Raw genomic sequence first — 16,052 nt, 5'->3', positions numbered from 1 at the left:
ACCCGTGTGAAAGTAGGTCATCGCCAGGCTCTTATACCCAAAACCCCCAGCCCCAAAAGGCTGGGGGTTTTGCTTTTTGGGCGTCCAATTCAGCACACGGCACGTGCAATTGGAATCGTTCGCCGTGCCGTGGCCGCTGGTTCGCGTACCGGCATCGGTGCTGCGACCGGCGTATCCATCAACTTCCGATACCAGCCGTGGAAATGACGCATGCCGTCCTCCAGCGGGGTCTGGTACGGACCCGCATCGGTCTTTCCTTGCCGATATAGCGCGCGCCGGCCGGCGTCTACGCGCTCGGCAATCTCGTCGTCCTCGATCGCTGTTTCCATATAGGCGGCGCGATGTGCTTCCACCAGTTCGCGGTCGAACGCGGCGAGCTCCTCCGGGTAATAAAACTCGATGACGTTCATCGTCTCGTGAACGCCCTTCGGATATAGCGTCGACAACACCAGCGCGTACGGGAAGACCTCGATCATATGGGTCGGATAATAGGTCGCCCAGATCGCGCCAAAGTCAGGTACGCGGCCGTCGCCGTAAGCGAGCAGTCGCTCATGCCAGGTTCGATATGTGTCGGTGCCCGCGATTTCCAGCGTCGGGTGCACGTCAATCCGCTGCACGCTGTACCAGTCTCCATATTCCCAGCTCAATCCCTCGCTATGCACGTAGCGGCCCAGTCCTGGGTGGAAGGGGCCGATATGATAGTCGTCGTTGTAGATCTCGACGAAGGTCTTCCAGTTGCAGTCGCAACGGTGCATTTCCACGTGGTCGAGTACGTAGTCGCCAAAATCGAGTTCCGGCCGGTCGAACAGGCCGCGCAGGTCGTGGGCGGCATTGCGCGGGCCCTCGAACAGGAAGCCATTCACGTTCTGGAGCGGAAAGCGCTCCAGGTTCCGGCATGGTTTTTCAGGAAATTGCGGTGCGCCGATCAACTGGCCGCTGCTGTCGTAGGTCCAGCCATGGAGCGGGCAGACGATGTTGCCGCCGCGCTCGCGCAGGTTGCCCTGGCCGTTGCCGGCAGTCGCGCCGGGTCCGTACTGGCCGAGCATGAGCGCCTGCCGATGCCGGCAGACGTTCGAGATCAATTCCACGCCATGGTCGGTGCGCACCAGGACGCGCGCGTTGTCTTCATGGCCCAGCGCGCGCCAGTCGCCCTGGTCGGGGACCATGCGGTCGTGGCCGATATAGGTCGAGCTGCGCCGGAATATGCGTTCCATTTCCATCGCAAACACATCGTCATCGCAATAACTTGCCACCGATAATTGCAGGGCCTCCGCTTCGAAGTGGGAGGACTGACTCAGATCGGACATGGGTGTTCTCCTTGCACGGATGAGCGCCGCCGCGTATGGCGGACGCATACGAGGAAAAATCAGAAAAAAGCGAGAGGTAGGACGCGGGCGGGCTAGGGCCCGTCGCGGGCAGCGAGTCGTGCCAGGCGCTCGGGCACGCGCTGGCGCGGGCAGGTGGTACACATCTCGCCGTCGGCGCGGCGATAGTGGAGGCAGCAACCCTTGCGGGCGAGCGCGAGCCGTTCAGTACCGCCGCCGTCGCGGAAGGTGAGGAAGCCGCATTCGCCGCCGAGACCGATGGCTTCGAGCCAGCGTTGTCCCAGCGCATGCATGCGCGGCGTATCCCAGTCGATGCGCTCGCGCTGCACGCACAGCAAGGCGCCGAGTACGCAATCGGCCAGCAATCTGCCGGCGGCCTTCACCGGCAGCGGGCCGACCTCCCGCCATTGCGCATGCAGCCGGGTCCAGCCTTCCGCGATCTGGCGGGCGACGCGCCGCAGCCCGTCATCCTCCGTATCGACGCGCGGCGCATGCGGCGCGACGCGGAAACCGTGGATGCCCCCCGCCTCGGTACGCTGGGACAACGCCGAGAGATCCGGCGTGCACGCACAGCAATGCACGCCGACCACGCCGAGGTACACCGGCTGCCAGATATGCGATCCCCACGCACGAAGTGACCAATAGTGGGCTCCGGCTTCGGGGTGATGCGCGCCGAGGTGCCGCACCATTGGTGCGATGTCCCCGGCGCGTGCCTCACTCCACGCGCGCCCGTCGCCGATCTCGCCGATCGTGCCGTCGAGTCCCGGCACCACGCGCGCCGCCGTGGCCAACAGTGCGTGGAGCCGGTCCGGCGCGGGCGCGAGCATCAGGCAGCCGCCTTGACGTCGGCGGAGCGGGCGCGGCCGGCCACCGGGTTGGGCAGGGACCCCGCCATGGTCAGGCTCGACGCCGGATCTGCCAGGTTCACCATCTGCAGATTGTTCTTGAGCTGCAGCCGGTTCAGGCACGAGTGCAGGAAGTCCGGCGCGAAGAAGTCGTAGCGCGCAAACTTGTGCTGCAACTCGGGATGCGCCGCCTGGTAGTCGTGCGCGCTGTCGGCCACCACCTGCCAGAAATCATCCTCGGAGCAGCTGCCGCCCTCCACCAGGATCTGCGCCATGTGCCGGAACACGCCGTCGAATACGTCGATGAAGATACCGAGCAGCTTGTAGTTCTCGGGCACGTCCACGGCGAGCCGCTGGATGCCTTCGGGCAGCACCGCGTCCTTGTTCAGGATGGCCGACTCCTCCGCGATGTCCTTCATGAACACGCGCGTGACGGTGTGGCCCTCCAGCACCAGGATCAGGTTCTCGCAGTGCGGCATGAACACAAGGTCGTGCGCGTAGAAGCAGTGCATCAGCGGTTCGAGATAGGCACGCAGGTACTGGCGCAGCCACGTCCGCGCGGAGAGCCCCGAGCGGCGGATCAGCGCCGGCAGCAGGGCGTCGCCCTGCGGGTCGGTGTGGAGCAGCGCGGCCATCGTCATCAGCCGCTCGCCCTCGCGGAGCTTGCCGAGCGGGCTTTCACGCCAGAGCGCGGACAGCATCTTCTTGTAGGGGCTGTCCATTTCGAGCGCGGCCTCGTAGTAGCGGTTGCGATAGCCGACGGACGCCACCTCGCGCAGGATGCTGAAGCCGTAGCCGCGCAGCGTGGCATCGTCGTTGATCAGTCCGTCCAGAAAGGCGTTGATGGCGGGCGTGCCAGCCATGTAGTACGGCGACAGCCCGCGCATGAAGCCCATGTTCAGTACCGACAGCGAGGTCTTCACATAGCACTTGTCCGGCCGGGACGCGTTGAAGTACGTGCGCACCGACTGCTGGGCGGTGTACAGGTCGTCGCTGTAGCCGAGTGGGATGATCTTGCGATTGGCCACATCGGCGGCAAACGCGATGCTGAGCTTGTTGAACCACTGCCACGGGTGGGCCGGCATGTAGAGGTAATCCTCGGGCGCCACGTCGGCCGCCTCCAGCGCCTGGCGGAACGCGGCCAGGCGGGCTTCGCCCAGTTCGCTCGCCATGTGGGCCTCGTAGTCCAGCCCGGGAATGCTGGCGAAGTGGGCGTTGTCACGATGCACTGCCAGCCAGATCACGGCGAAGCGCGAGCCGGTTTCCGGGGCGAAGGCGCGGTAGTCCTCGGCATCGAAGCCCAGCCGGCCGTTGTTCGCCACGAAGCCCGGATGGCCTTCGATCATCGCCCACTCATAGGTCTGGAAGTCCGCGTCGAGCAGGGTCTCGGCGCTCGGCGCCTGCGGGTTGTGCTTGTAGGCGGCGCCGAACAGGGTGCTGCTGATCTCGTCCAGGTAGATCGGCAGCTTGTCGGCGGGAATGCCGAGCGTGTGCTTGAAGTCGTTGATGAAGGTCAGCGCGTCCAGCGGCGCGTTGGCGCCGTCGAGCACGCGCTCGATGCTGGCCGGGTCGATGCGCCAGTGGCGCAGGGCCATCGGCTGGCCGTCGAAGGTGTAGTGGCAGTTGGGCGTGTCGGCGTCGATGCGGTAGCGGGTCCAGCCGTCTGCATCGGCCGCGCCTTGCGCCGCCGGCGTGATGACCACCTCGTGCGCGTATTCGGCGATGGCCTTGCGCACGAGCAGGCGGTTCACCTTGGCCCAGACGGCCGGTTCGAGGTGGTTGACCACGTGGCGCGGCTCGCGCGTGGTCTGGGCTTGCAGCGTGGCGTGGATGGTGGCGTCAAGCGGGGCGTTCATCGGTGAAATCTCCTCGGATGGATCGTTCGAAATCGGGGCGGGTGCAGAAGGCCAGCCAGGCGGTCTTCTGCGGCAGGGTGATCTGGCGGTCGTAGGCGAAGCCCACAGCGCGGTTCAGGGCATGGACCTTGTCGTTGCGCGCGTCGGGCTCCACCACTACGCGCTGGGCGCCCAGCGTGTAGAAGGTGTGCGCCATGACGCGGCGCAGCACGTCGCGCGTGAAGTGGCGGATCGGCGCGGCCGGCGGGCCGACGAAGAAATGCATGCCGATGTCGCTGGCGCGCGGCGCGAAGTGCGCGCCCACGGGCTCGTGCGCAGGGTCGTAGCATTCGATCAGGAAGGCCGGTGCCCCTTCGCAGAGACCCATGTAGGCGCCGCCGTGGCCGCTCGCGAGCAGGTCCGCGTAGAAGCGGCGGGTCTCGTCCAGCGTCAGGTCCTGCATGTTCCAGAAGCGCGCGTAGTCCATGGTGAACCAGCGATGGAGCAGGCCGATGTCATGGTCGAGCGACAGCGCCCGGATCGTCATGCCCGGATGGAGCGACGGGCGCAGCGCGGCCGGAATCGGCTCCGCGCCGCCATGGGTGATGTCCCAGCGGTCAGCTTGCATGGGGCGCTCCGGCAAGTCCGGCGGTGTCCGCCGCATCGGTCTCAGGCAGCGCGGCCGGCGCCGCGTGGCGGCGATCCACGCCGAAGGTCCAGCGGTCCAGCGCGGCGGTCAGCAGCATGCCGGCAGCGGCCAGCACGAAGGTGATCTCGATGCCGAAGCGGCTCACGATCAGCCCGGCGCCGAACGACGACAACAGCACCCCCAGGTTCTGGAAGAAGTTGGCGATGCTGAAGTCCTTGGCGTAGGCGTTCGGTGTGCTCACCTTGAACAGCGTGACCTCAAGCTTCACGATGACCTGGAACAGCGACCACCCGTACAGGCAGCGCCCGATCAGCACCAGCGCCGGTGACGGCGCCGCCTGCAACAGCAGGCCCACCGTGCCAAGCAGCAGGTTGCCGAGCGTATGGTCGAGCAGCTTGCGCCCGTCCCGCGTGGCCCGCTTGTTGGCGATCAGCGCCACCAGTGCGACTACGCCCGGAATCGCGAACACCAGTCCCGTCAGCATCTGGTTGTGCATGCCGGAGATCTGCTCCCAGTACACCGAGAAGAACGGGCGGATGAGGTAGGCGCTGAAGTCGAACAGCAGCATCAACAGGCTCAGGCGCAGGATCAGCCCCAGCGTGCCGCGCCGCGCCGCGCTGGCAGGACTGCCCGCCGCCGGCTGGGCCGCATCGGTGCCCAGCACGCGCACCACCCGGCCGGTGCGGATCAGGTAGATGCACAGCGCCATCTGTACGAAGTCGCCGGCGGCCATCATCCACAGGCAGGTGCGCGGGCCGAACTGCTGGAGTGCCATCCCGCCCGCCATCGCCCCGAAGATGCCGCCGATATGCACCACCACCGACAGCAGGCCGATGGTGGCGCCGTGCGTCTCGGCTTTCTCGAGCCGCATCAGGTACGGGAACATCAGCAGGTAGCTGCTCTTGGTCATGAACATCAGCATGGTCAGCACCCAGAAGGCGGTGACCGTCTCCGCCCACGCGCTCAGCGCGCCGAAGGTGCCGGCCACGAGCTGGGTGTAGACCAGCAGGTGCATGGTCTCCACACGCCGCGCCACGCGCGCCCAGAACGGCAGCGTGCACATCACGGCGATGGAGATGGCGGCGATGTAGGCGCCCACGTGCACCGGGCTGGTGATGCCGTAGCGCACTTCGAAGAACTGCGGGTAGAACGCGATCAGGATGGCGTCGCTGATGACGCCAAACGCGGACATGATGACGATGGTGAGTCGCAGGCTCATGATCTATCCCGCCACCGTGACCCATTGCGCCAGCGCCGGCTGCGGCGGATGGGCCGGCAGGGGCGTGCCATTGCCGGGGGCCGGCACGGTTGCCGCGGCTTCCGCCGCCTCGATCCGCTCGAAGCCGCTGTTGGCGCGCGGGGCGAAGTCCTGGAACGTGGTGCGTGCCTCGGCGCGATAGTGGTCCACGCCGGTCAGCGCGTGCAGCAGCCGCGCATTGCGATGGCAAGCCATGCCCAGGTCCGGGTTGGTCAGGCCGTGGCTGTGGAAGCCCGCGTTCTGCACGAAAATCTCGTCGCCATGCACGTCCACCGCGAAGTTGCGCGCCTGCTGGTAGCGCCCAGCCGCGTCCCAGCGGATGCGTTCGCGAATGCCGTCGATGAAGGCCGGCACGCGATGCGTGTAGCCGGTGGCCATGACCACACCGTCGGCCACGTGGCGGTAGGCGTCGCCCAGGTCCATGTGGCGGAACGTCATCTCGTACTGCCGCGCGGCGGGGTCGAAGCGCATGCCGTCCAGCGCGAGGTTGGTCAGCAGTTGTGTGCGGGCCCCGGCGCGGTGGCGCTTTTCGTCGAGCGTGTCGTAGATCTGGTCGATCAGCGTCTTGTTGATGCCGTTGTAGATGCTGCGCTGGTCCTCCAGCACGCGCGTCTTCACGGACTCGCCCAGGTCGTAGAAGTGGTCGCTGTAGGCGGGCGAGATCAGCTCCAGCGTGAGCTTGGCGTTTTCCATCTGGAAGAAGCGCGGCGAGCGGGTCACCCAGTTCAGCGTGTAGCCGTGGGTGTCGCAGTCCTTGAGCAGGTCGTGATAGACCTCGGCGCCGCTCTGGCCACTGCCGATGACGGTGATGGTGCGGCGCTGCTGGAGCCAGCGCTTGTTGGCGAGATAGGCGGAGGTGTGGATCGGCGCATGCTCGCCCGCGCAGCAGGCGGGCAGGTTCGGCGTGCTGCCGATGCCGAGCACGAGCCGCCGCGCGCGATGCCGGAACGGCGTGCCGGTGTGGGTGTCGACGCCGCTCACCACATAGCCGGGCAGGGACGGGTCGTGGCGGATGTCGAGCACGTCCTGCCGATAGCGCACGTTGGGCAGCTGCCCGGCGGCCCACTTGCAGTAGCGGTCGTATTCCTGACGCGTCAGGTAGAAGTTCTCGCGGATGTAGTAGTGGTAGATGCGGCCCTGCTGCTTGCAGTAGTTCAGGTAGCTGAAGCGGCTGGTGGGGTCTGCCATCGACACGAGGTCGGCCAGGAACGGGTTCTGCAACGTCGTGCCGTCCACGAGCATGCCCGTGTGCCAGCCGAACGCTTCCTTCTTCTCGAGGAACAGGCTGCGTACGCCGGGCAGCGGATCGGCCAGGCACGCGAGGCCGAGATTGAACGGGCCCAGTCCGACGCCGATAAAGTCATAAGGATCTTCATTGCTCATGTTTAGCCCTGGTGGATCGCGAAAACAGAAAGGCTTCCGCAGTGGAAGGGGGATATCCATCAAGACGAATGGCCTCGTAATTCGTTTAGTTCGGCCATGTCATTCACTTAAAACATGCGGGGCTGTGCGGGCTCGCGTCATCAAAGCCGTGCTACGCGTGCACGGGCACGCGCGAGGCACGCGCGAGGCACGCATGACGCGTGCACGTGTGGCGTTTCAGGAAAACGGATGGAGGGCGGCGCGCGTGGCATCCGCCGCGCGTCCGCAGGGGCAGCGCGCGACGTGCATCGCGCAGCCGCGCATCAGCGCGCGATATTCATCGCGCTGAGGGCGCTGCGCGCATCCTGGAGGATGAAGTTGACCATCGTGGCCGAGATGCCCAGCCGCTCGGCAATGCGCTTCTGCGTCTGGTCCTCGTAGTAGTACTGCACCACGGCGTCGCGCGTGCGCGAGGGCAGGCGCCGCATCGCGTCACGCAGGCAGGTGGCCTGCTCCTGCGCCATCGCGATGCAGTCCGGCGAGTTGGTGTCGAGCGGTGCGTCCTGCTCGGGAACGTCGCCGATGAATAGCCGCTTCTCCAATTGTTGGCGCCGGTAGCTATCCAGCGCGAGATTGCGCACCACCCGGCTGATGTAGCTGGCCTCGCAGCGCAAGGCTTCGGGGCAGGGGTCCTGGCAGAGCTTGAGAAACGCGTCGTGCAACACGTCCTCGGCCTGACAGGGGCAGCCCAGAATGCGGGTGGCCACGTGTAGCAGGCTGCGCCGTTGGGCGATGAAGGTGTGGAGAACCGTGCCGGGCGCATCGTGCGCAGGGGGTGTGTCCGCGCGGGCAGGGGGCGTGCGATCGTCGATCACTGTCATGTGAACTCCATGGGAAGGGCCATGCGTTCCCCTGGCGGGGATGTACCGTTTTCAACGAGGCGCCCATCCTAAAGTAAATGCGAATCGTTCTTATTAATGACCGCGCCGTACAAGTGGTCACTGAGGACGAAACCTGAACACAGACTTAAATACCGTGATATGCGGGAAAGATACGTCTTGTTACACGCACGTTGCCGACAAGACGCCAATGCACGGCTTACCCAGCGGTTGTAATTCCGGTGCGCCGGTCAGCCGGCACGCGGCCTCCGGGGCGCCTGGCACCGCACGTGAGCGACCGGCACGGCTTTCGCTACGTCATGAAGGGAGCGGTGGCGATTTCCTTCGCGCCGCAATCGATTCGCCATGTGGAGGTAAGCCATGAAGACGATGAAGACGATGCGGGCCAGCAGTGTGTTGGCCGCCGGAGCGCTGGCGTTGATGTCGGTGTCGGCCCTTGCGCAGATGACGCCGGGCCCGCGCGACCCGTACACGCAGGGCGGTGCAACGGCCACGCCGGTCGATCCCTCGACCAGCGGCGCGCGTGCGGGGGACAAGTTCGATCCGTATTCGCAGGGCGCCGTGCAATCGACGCGGCAGGATCTGGCCCCGCAGCAACAGCAGCAGATGCAGATGCCTTCGCAAAAGTACGATCTTGTGCCGGGCGCGGTGACCACGAGCAATCGCAGTTACGGCACGGCCGCCTATCAGGGCGACATGCGCCGGACCACGCCGAACCTCGGCCGGCCCCTCGGCGAGCGCAACCGCTATCTCGATGGCGCCTGATCGTCGATCGGATCGACAACAAGAAACGCCCCCGGTCAAACGGGGGCGTTTCTTATTGCAGCTACGCCACAAATATCTGGTCGATCGGATCAGGGTACCGTCGTCGCCGCACGCATCTCATCGGATACGGCGGTCACCCCGCGCACCTCCCTGGCGGCCTGCAAGGCCAGCGCGCGCTGGGATTCATTGCGGACGGTGCCTTCCAGCCGCACCACGCCGTCCACGGTGTTGACGGTGATCCGCTGGGCATCGAGCCCCTTGGCCGAGGCGAGCCGCGCCTTGACGTTCGACGTGATTGCGTTGTCCGTGGCCGCGGCGGTGTCGCGCGGCGCGGCGGTACGGCCGGTCGATGACGGTGTGTCGGCATCGGCACCCGCCGCCGACACCAGTACCGGTGTCGTCACGGTGACGACGGCCAGCGAGCCGGCGACAATCAATACGCCGGGTAGCATGCGCACTTTCATGATGACGTCTCCTAGTCTCTGGATGTGCTCTGGATGTGCGTCAAGGCGCAAGAAGCATTCCATTGGGCGGCGTCCTACATGGCTGCGGACAGTGCGCTTGCCGGTCAAGGGGATCGGTCTCCGGCGCTGCAAAAGTGACGCATAATACGCTCAAATGGGCGCGATTCAGTTACCTGCTCTGTATTTCAGTGCATTACACGACAAGTTCTGTCATCCAGATTCTTCTTCAAGCTGGTACGATGACGCGCAACTCGTCATTCGGCTATGGAACTAGTTGCAATCCCGTGAGCCGAATGCTGCATTGCATCACGACGGCGACGGCTTCCCTGGAGGAGACGGTTGTCTTTACCCTAATACATCGGGTGCCGCCGTGCAGTGCAGACATTACCGTGGCAATGCGCCGCCAGCAGGCATCGGGAAAACCGATTATTGTGGCGGCCGGCAAGACGTAGCGCGACGTTCAGATCGGCGCACGGGCTTGCGCGAAGCACGGTGATCCGGACAAGCGAAGCAACGTGCAGGACATTTCAGAATACGGGGAGCAGGGCGGTTCCACGAACCTCCTGCGGCCGGATACGCGCGCGCGGCGCGGCCGGTCTTGTGTTTTCCTCCAGGCCAGCAAATGGCGAAAGCAGGGGCCCATGGCGACAATCCGCTGAACCCGACGACCGAATTTCGTGCCGGCGACCCGGCACGCCACTTGCGTCCACGCGCTGCGCCGTGGCGCCCGCCTGGTCTACGGGGCCAGGCCACATCATTCCGTTTCATCCTCGAGGAAATCGCTATGCAAGCAATGCGCGCCAGGCGTGCTTTGATTCCGGGCATGCTGGCCATCGCCGTCTCGGTCCTTGCCGCCTGTGGCAAGGAAAACAAGCCGCCCGCAGCCCAGACGCCCGAAGTGAAGGTGGTCACGCTGAAGGACGAGACCGTGACGCTCGACTCGTCGCTGCCGGGCCGGACCACCGCCTTCCGTATCGCCGAAGTCCGCCCGCAGGTGGACGGCATCATCCTGAAGCGGCTGTTCGTGGAAGGCTCCGACGTCAAGCAGGGCCAGCAGCTGTACCAGATCGACCCCGCCACCTATGAAGCCACGGCCAAGAGCGCCGATGCCACGCTGGCGTCGGCGCGCCTGCTGGCGGAGCGCTATGGGCGGCTGGTGGGCGACGAAGCAGTCAGCAAGCAGCAGCACGATGAAGCCAAGGCTGCCTACCTGCAGGCCCAGTCGACGGCGGACCGCGCCCATATCGACCTGCGCTACACCAAGGTGCTGTCCCCGATCTCGGGCCGCATCGGCCGCTCGGTGGTCACCGAGGGAGCGCTGGTCACCAACGGCCAGGCCACCGCGCTGACCACCGTGCAGCAGTTGGACCCCATCTACGTGGATGTGACGCAACCGTCCACCACGCTGCTGCGGCTGCGGCGCGAACTGGCCGACGGCCGGCTTCAGGCCGCCGGCACCAATGCTGCCAGGGTGACGCTGAAGCTCGAGGATGGCAGCACCTACCCGGAGGCGGGCCGGCTGGAGTTCTCCGAGGTGTCCGTGGACCCGAGCACCGGTTCCGTCACCCTGCGCGCCGTGTTCCCGAACCCGCGCCACGAACTGCTCCCGGGCATGTTCGTGCACGCGCGGCTGGCCGAAGGCGTGAAGACCTCGGCCATCCTGGCGCCACAGCGCGGCGTCACGCGCGACCTCAAGGGCCAGGCCACCTCGCTGGTGGTCAATGCCAACAATGAAGTCGAGCAGCGCGTGCTGAAGACCGACCGGACGATTGGCGACAAGTGGCTGGTCACGGACGGCCTGAAGGCCGGCGACCGCGTCATCGTGGAAGGCCTCCAGTTCGTGCGCCCCGGCGCCAAGGTCAAGGCCACGGAAGCCCCCGCCACCGCCACCGCCGCTACGGCCCCCAATGCCAATGCCGCCTCGGCCCCGGCCGCCGCTTCCGCGCCTGGCGCGGCCAAGTCCTGACCGGGACCGACGCATGAGGAATCGCCATGTCTAATTTCTTCATCGACCGGCCGATCTTTGCCTGGGTGATCGCGCTGGTCATCATGCTGGCTGGCGGGCTGGCCATCCGGTCGCTGCCCATCAACCAGTACCCGGCCATCGCGCCGCCGACCATCGCCATTTCGGTGAACTACCCCGGCGCGTCCGCGCAGACCGTGCAGGACACGGTGGTGCAGGTCATCGAACAGCAGATGAACGGGCTGGACAAGCTGCGCTATATCTCGTCGGAGTCGAACTCCGACGGCAGCATGACCATTACCGTGACGTTCGAGCAGGGCACCAGCCCGGACATCGCCCAGGTGCAGGTCCAGAACAAGCTCGCGCTGGCCACGCCGCTGCTGCCGCAGGAAGTGCAGCAGCAGGGTATCCGCGTGACCAAGTCCGTGCGGAACTTCCTGGTCATCGTCGGCCTGGTGTCGACCGACCCGAGCCTGACGCGGGAGGATCTGTCCAACTACATCGTCTCGAACCTCCAGGACCCGATCTCGCGGACCGCTGGCGTGGGTGACTTCCAGGTCTTCGGCTCGCAGTACGCCATGCGCATCTGGCTGGACCCGGCCCGGCTCAACAGCTACCAGCTGGCGCCGCTGGACGTGAGCAACGCCATCAAGGCGCAGAACGTGCAGGTGGCCTCCGGCCAGCTGGGCGGCCTGCCGGCCGTGCGCGGGCAGCAGCTCAACGCGTCGGTGATCGGCAAGACCCGTCTCCAGACCGCCGAGCAGTTCGGCAACATCCTGCTGAAGGTCAACCCGGACGGCTCGCAGGTGCGCCTCAAGGACGTGGCCGACGTGGGCCTGGGCGGCCAGGACTACAACATCAACGCGCAGTACAACGGCCGCCCGGCCTCGGGTATCGCCATCCGGCTGGCCTCGGGCGCCAACGCGCTGGATACCGTGAAGGCCATCCGCGCCACGCTGAACCAGCTCGAGCCGTCGTTCCCGGCGGGCATGCAGGTGGTGTTCCCGTACGACACGACCCCGGTCATCGCCGATTCGATCCACGAAGTGGTGAAGACGCTGCTCGAAGCCATCGTGCTCGTGTTCCTGGTGATGTACCTGTTCCTGCAGAACTTCCGCGCCACGCTGATCCCGACGATCGCCGTGCCGGTGGTGCTGCTGGGCACCTTCGGCGTGCTGGCCGCGTTCGGCTACTCGATCAACACTCTGACGATGTTCGGCATGGTGCTCGCCATCGGCCTGCTGGTGGACGATGCCATCGTGGTGGTGGAGAACGTCGAGCGGGTGATGTCCGAGGAGGGGCTGGGGCCGAAGGAGGCCGCCCGGAAGTCGATGGGGCAGATCCAGGGCGCGCTGGTCGGTATCGCGCTGGTGCTGTCGGCCGTGTTCCTGCCGATGGCGTTCTTCGGCGGCTCCACGGGCGTGATCTACCGCCAGTTCTCGATCACGATCGTCTCGGCGATGGTGCTCTCGGTGCTGGTGGCGCTGATTTTGACCCCGGCGCTGTGCGCGACCATGCTCAAGCCGATCGAGCGCGGCGACCACGGCGAGCACAAGAAGGGCTTCTTCGGCTGGTTCAACCGCAGCTTCATCCGCTCCACGCAGCGCTATGAGCGCAGCGTGGTCGGCATTCTGAAGCGGCGCGTGCCCTACCTGATCATCTACGTGCTGATCGTGGCGGGCATGGCCTTCCTGTTCACGCGCATCCCCACCTCGTTCCTGCCGGAAGAAGACCAGGGCGTGCTCTACGCCCAGGTGCAGACCCCGGCCGGCGCCACGGCGGAGCGCACGCAGGCGGTGCTCGACCAGATGCGGAACTACCTGCTCAACGACGAGGGCAAGATCGTCAGCTCGCTTTTCACCGTGAACGGCTTCAACTTCGCCGGCCGCGGCCAGAGCTCGGGCCTGGCGTTCATCCTGCTCAAGCCGTTCAAGGAGCGCGAGGGCGACGCCACCAGCGTGTTCGACCTGACCAAGCGCGCCCAGGCGAAGTTCAGCACCTTCCGTGACTCGCTGGCTTTCGCCTTCGCGCCGCCGGCAGTGCAGGAGCTGGGCAACGCCACCGGCTTCGACTTCTACATGCAGGACCAGGCCGGCCTGGGGCATGACGCGCTGATGGAGGCCCGCAACAAGTTCCTGGCGCTGGCCGCCAAGGACCCGGCGCTGCAACGCGTGCGTCCGAACGGGCTGAACGACGAGCCGCAGTACCAGCTCGAGATCGACGACGAGCGCGCCCGCGCGCAAGGCGTGTCGCTGGCGGACATCAACAGCACCATCTCCATCGCCTGGGGCTCCAGCTACGTGAACGACTTCATCGACCGCGGTCGCGTGAAGCGCGTCTACCTGCAGGGCCGCCCCAACGCGCGCATGAATCCGGAAGATCTGGACAAATGGTACGTGCGCAACGACAAGGGCGACATGGTGGCGTTCTCGACCTTCGCCACCGGCAAGTGGGGCTATGGCTCGCCCAAGCTCCAGCGCTACAACGGCGTGCCGGCGGTGGAAATCCTCGGCGAACCGGCGGCGGGCAAGAGTTCCGGCGAGGCCATGGCCGCGGTGGAAGCCATCATGAAGCAGATGCCGCAGGGCATTGCCTACTCGTGGACCGGCCTGTCGTACGAAGAGCGGCTGTCGGGTTCGCAGGCGCCGGCGCTCTACGCGCTGTCCCTGCTGGTGGTGTTCCTGTGCCTGGCCGCGCTGTATGAAAGCTGGGCGATTCCGTTCTCGGTGATGCTGGTGGTGCCGCTCGGCGTGGTCGGCGCGCTGCTGGCGACGATTGGCCGGGGCTTGTCCAACGACGTGTTCTTCCAGGTGGGCCTGCTGACGACCATCGGCCTGTCCGCCAAGAACGCGATCCTGATCGTGGAATTCGCCAAGGAGTTGCACGAGCAGGGCAAGAGTCTGGTCGATGCAGCCGTGGAGGCGTGCCGGATGCGCCTGCGGCCCATCATCATGACCTCGCTGGCGTTCATCCTCGGCGTGTTCCCGCTGGCGGTGTCGCAAGGCGCCGGCTCGGGCAGCCAGCACGCCATCGGTACCGGCGTGATCGGCGGCATGATCACGGCCACGGTGCTGGCCATCTTCTGGGTGCCGCTGTTCTTCGTGGTGGTGAACGCGCTCAAGGAACGCCGCGAGAAGCACCATTCCTCCTCCCTGGAAAAGGGAGCCAAAGCATGAGAAAAACGCTAATCAGCATGGCCGTCGCCGCCACCACGGCGCTCGCGGGGTGCAGCCTGATCCCGACCTACGAGCGTCCGGCGGCGCCGGTGGAGGCCGCCTATCCGCAGGGCGATGCCTACCCGGCCGCCAACGGCGCCGGCCAGGTGCCGCCGGCTGCGGAACTGGGCTGGCGCGACTACTTCGCCGACCCGCGCCTGCAGCGGCTGATCGAAGTCGCCCTGCAGAACAACCGCAACCTGCGCGTGGCGGCCCTGAACATGGAGGCGTACCGCGCGCAGTACCGCATCCAGCGCGCGGACCTGTTCCCGCAGGTGGGCGTGGCGGCAGAGGGCACGCGGCAGCGCGTGCCGGCCGGCCTCTCCAGCACGGGCCAGCGGGTCATCAGCAGCTCGTATGGCGTGTCGCTGGGTACCACGGTGTGGGAGATCGACCTGTTCGGCCGGCTGCGCAGCCTGAGCCAGGCGGCGCTGGAGCAGTACTTCGCCAGCGACGAAGCCCGCCGCAGCACGCACATCGCGCTGGTGGCCAGCGTGGCCAACGCCTACCTGACGCTGCGTGCCGACGAGGCGCAGCTGAAGCTGACGCGCGAGACACTGGCGACCTACGAGCGCACCTACAACCTCACGCGCCGCAGCTATGAGGAAGGCATTTCCTCGCGGCTGGACCTGCGCCAGTCGCAGACCCAGGTGGAGAACGCGCGGGCCTCGCTCGCCCGCTACACGCGGCTGGTGGCGCAGGACACCAACGCGCTGACGCTGCTGCTCGGTGCGAGCCTGCCGGCAGACCTGCCCGAAGGGCTGCCGCTCGACGGCAAGCTCGTGGCGGACGTGCCGGCGGGTTTGCCCTCGGACCTGCTCCAGAACCGTCCGGACATCCTGGCCGCCGAGCACCGCCTGCTGTCGGCCAACGCCGATATCGGCGCGGCGCGCGCGGCGTTCTTCCCGAGCATCTCGCTGACCGCCTCGGCGGGCACGGCGAGCCGCCAGCTGTCGGGGCTGTTCGATGCCGGTTCCGGCACGTGGCTGTTCTCGCCGCAGATCAACCTGCCGATCTTCACGGCGGGCAGCCTGAGCGCCAGCCTGGACTACGCGCGGATCCAGAAGGACATCAACGTGGCGACGTACGAACAGACCGTGCAGTCGGCCTTCCGCGAGGTGGCGGACGGGCTGGCGGCGCGCGGCACGTACACGGAGCAGCTTGAGGCGCAGGTGCGCCTCGTCGAGGCGAGCCGGGACTACTTCCAGCTCGCCGAGGGCCGCTATCGCACCGGGGTAGACAACTACCTGACGCTGCTCGACGCGCAGCGGCAGCTGTTCGCGCAGCAACAGGTGCTGATCGACTCGCGCCTCAACCAGCTGACCAGCGAGGTCAATCTGTACAAGGCGCTGGGCGGTGGGTGGAACGAGGTGACGGCACAGGCGGCGGATAACGCCGGCGCCGCCGGCACGCGCCCCAGCGGCAGCTAGCCGACCCGCAGGACAACCCTCTCCCGTCCGCGGGAGGGGGGT

The 16,052-nt window shown here is 66.4% G+C and carries 12 protein-coding genes; 4 read left to right on the top strand and 8 right to left on the bottom strand.

The window, feature by feature from the left end; all coding sequences use genetic code 11:
* Positions 1-89: 89 nt before the first annotated feature.
* The 7 genes from SB751_RS18910 to SB751_RS18880 form a co-directional block, all read right to left on the bottom strand.
* Positions 90-1,307 (bottom strand): aromatic ring-hydroxylating oxygenase subunit alpha, encoded by a 1,218-nt coding sequence (locus SB751_RS18910; RefSeq protein WP_144196325.1) that lies wholly within the window; start codon positions 1,305-1,307, stop codon positions 90-92.
* A 92-nt stretch (positions 1,308-1,399) separates the two neighbouring features.
* Positions 1,400-2,152: a siderophore ferric iron reductase gene (locus tag SB751_RS18905; RefSeq protein WP_410748290.1), complete on the bottom strand. Its 753-nt coding sequence runs from the start codon at positions 2,150-2,152 to the stop codon at positions 1,400-1,402.
* Positions 2,152-3,990: an IucA/IucC family protein gene (locus SB751_RS18900; protein ID WP_410748292.1), complete on the bottom strand. Its 1,839-nt coding sequence runs from the start codon at positions 3,988-3,990 to the stop codon at positions 2,152-2,154. The genes SB751_RS18905 and SB751_RS18900 overlap by 1 nt, the downstream gene beginning before the upstream one ends.
* Positions 3,991-4,009: 19 nt before the next feature.
* Positions 4,010-4,633: a GNAT family N-acetyltransferase gene (locus tag SB751_RS18895; RefSeq protein WP_186296765.1), complete on the bottom strand. Its 624-nt coding sequence runs from the start codon at positions 4,631-4,633 to the stop codon at positions 4,010-4,012.
* Entirely contained in the window at positions 4,623-5,873 is a 1,251-nt protein-coding gene (locus SB751_RS18890; protein WP_410748289.1) for an MFS transporter, read from the bottom strand. Before SB751_RS18890 ends, SB751_RS18895 begins: the two co-directional genes overlap by 11 nt.
* A 3-nt stretch (positions 5,874-5,876) precedes the next feature.
* Positions 5,877-7,295, bottom strand: a complete 1,419-nt coding sequence (locus SB751_RS18885; protein ID WP_313819042.1) for a lysine N(6)-hydroxylase/L-ornithine N(5)-oxygenase family protein — start codon at positions 7,293-7,295, stop codon at positions 5,877-5,879.
* A 302-nt stretch (positions 7,296-7,597) separates the two neighbouring features.
* Positions 7,598-8,155 carry a sigma-70 family RNA polymerase sigma factor gene (locus tag SB751_RS18880; RefSeq protein ID WP_144196334.1) on the bottom strand — a complete coding sequence of 186 codons (558 nt, stop codon included), beginning with the start codon at positions 8,153-8,155 and terminating at the stop codon, positions 7,598-7,600.
* Positions 8,156-8,533: 378 nt separating this feature from the next.
* Between SB751_RS18880 and SB751_RS18875 the strand changes: the two genes are divergently transcribed.
* Positions 8,534-8,938 carry an endonuclease gene (locus SB751_RS18875; RefSeq protein WP_410748288.1) on the top strand — a complete coding sequence of 135 codons (405 nt, stop codon included), beginning with the start codon at positions 8,534-8,536 and terminating at the stop codon, positions 8,936-8,938.
* 89 nt (positions 8,939-9,027) lie between these two features.
* Here SB751_RS18875 and SB751_RS18870 read toward each other — a convergent pair whose 3' ends face one another.
* The gene (locus SB751_RS18870; RefSeq protein ID WP_244845073.1) at positions 9,028-9,402 is read right to left on the bottom strand and encodes a BON domain-containing protein; all 375 of its coding nucleotides are present in this window, start codon (positions 9,400-9,402) and stop codon (positions 9,028-9,030) included.
* A gap of 784 nt (positions 9,403-10,186) precedes the next feature.
* Between SB751_RS18870 and SB751_RS18865 the strand changes: the two genes are divergently transcribed.
* Genes SB751_RS18865 through SB751_RS18855 form a run of 3 tightly spaced genes read left to right on the top strand, consistent with a single transcriptional unit; the run spans position 10,187 to position 16,010 of the window.
* On the top strand, positions 10,187-11,368 hold the full coding sequence (locus SB751_RS18865; RefSeq protein ID WP_144196335.1) for an efflux RND transporter periplasmic adaptor subunit: 1,182 nt from the start codon (positions 10,187-10,189) through the stop codon (positions 11,366-11,368).
* Positions 11,369-11,394: 26 nt separating this feature from the next.
* Positions 11,395-14,541, top strand: coding sequence for an efflux RND transporter permease subunit (locus SB751_RS18860; protein WP_144196336.1), 3,147 nt, complete (start codon positions 11,395-11,397; stop codon positions 14,539-14,541).
* A complete protein-coding gene (locus SB751_RS18855; RefSeq protein WP_144196337.1) occupies positions 14,538-16,010 on the top strand; it encodes an AdeC/AdeK/OprM family multidrug efflux complex outer membrane factor in 1,473 nt (490 codons plus the stop codon). Before SB751_RS18860 ends, SB751_RS18855 begins: the two co-directional genes overlap by 4 nt.
* Positions 16,011-16,052 lie beyond the last annotated feature (42 nt).

The sequence above is a fragment of the Cupriavidus sp. SIMBA_020 genome, assembly GCF_046535395.1.
GTDB lineage: Bacteria > Pseudomonadota > Gammaproteobacteria > Burkholderiales > Burkholderiaceae > Cupriavidus > Cupriavidus campinensis.
Note: the sequence above shows the minus strand (reverse complement) of the source record. Positions and strands in the feature narration are given on the sequence as shown.

Bases quoted from the DNA above. Each gene is read 5' to 3' on its own strand.
- SB751_RS18905 (WP_410748290.1), bottom strand. From the start codon at position 2,152: ATGCTCGCGCCCGCGCCGGACCGGCTCCACGCACTGTTGGCCACGGCG.
- SB751_RS18860 (WP_144196336.1), top strand. From the start codon at position 11,395: ATGTCTAATTTCTTCATCGACCGGCCGATCTTTGCCTGGGTGATCGCG.
- SB751_RS18870 (WP_244845073.1), bottom strand. From the start codon at position 9,402: ATGAAAGTGCGCATGCTACCCGGCGTATTGATTGTCGCCGGCTCGCTG.
- SB751_RS18885 (WP_313819042.1), bottom strand. From the start codon at position 7,295: ATGAGCAATGAAGATCCTTATGACTTTATCGGCGTCGGACTGGGCCCG.
- SB751_RS18875 (WP_410748288.1), top strand. From the start codon at position 8,534: ATGAAGACGATGAAGACGATGCGGGCCAGCAGTGTGTTGGCCGCCGGA.
- SB751_RS18890 (WP_410748289.1), bottom strand. From the start codon at position 5,873: ATGAGCCTGCGACTCACCATCGTCATCATGTCCGCGTTTGGCGTCATC.
- SB751_RS18895 (WP_186296765.1), bottom strand. From the start codon at position 4,633: ATGCAAGCTGACCGCTGGGACATCACCCATGGCGGCGCGGAGCCGATT.
- SB751_RS18880 (WP_144196334.1), bottom strand. From the start codon at position 8,155: ATGACAGTGATCGACGATCGCACGCCCCCTGCCCGCGCGGACACACCC.
- SB751_RS18910 (WP_144196325.1), bottom strand. From the start codon at position 1,307: ATGTCCGATCTGAGTCAGTCCTCCCACTTCGAAGCGGAGGCCCTGCAA.
- SB751_RS18855 (WP_144196337.1), top strand. From the start codon at position 14,538: ATGAGAAAAACGCTAATCAGCATGGCCGTCGCCGCCACCACGGCGCTC.
- SB751_RS18865 (WP_144196335.1), top strand. From the start codon at position 10,187: ATGCAAGCAATGCGCGCCAGGCGTGCTTTGATTCCGGGCATGCTGGCC.